The sequence below is a fragment of the Pseudomonas sp. SIMBA_068 genome (genome assembly GCF_046534705.1).
GTDB lineage: Bacteria > Pseudomonadota > Gammaproteobacteria > Pseudomonadales > Pseudomonadaceae > Aquipseudomonas > Aquipseudomonas putida.
Genome location: NZ_JAWRYI010000654.1, coordinates 1 through 267, shown reverse-complemented (window position 1 = coordinate 267; position 267 = coordinate 1). Strand labels below are relative to the sequence as shown.

Annotated in this window: 1 protein-coding gene; it reads right to left on the bottom strand. The window is 61.0% G+C overall.

The window, feature by feature from the left end:
* Positions 1-267, bottom strand: a 267-nt coding sequence (locus SB756_RS30850) for a PAS domain-containing protein (RefSeq protein WP_410913339.1), incomplete at both ends; no start/stop codon positions are given.

The following is a 267-nucleotide window of genomic DNA, read 5'->3' as shown; positions in this document are numbered from 1 at the left end:
CAGCGGGCAGAGGCGCACAAGACAAGGCCACCGGCACTTGCTGGCCGCGACGGGTGCGCAAGATCGCGTCGTGCTGGCGCCACGTTTCGCCTTTGCGATACGCCTCGTACATCGGGAAACCCAACCAGGCAGGCACGTGAGGCTTTTGCAGGAAACTCAGGAAACTTTCACCCTGCAACTCAGCCATCGTAGCGTTGAGCAAGCGTGAAATCGCCGGGTTGGCATACTGGATGACGCTGCCCTCACCCACCACCAGAATACCCTCGG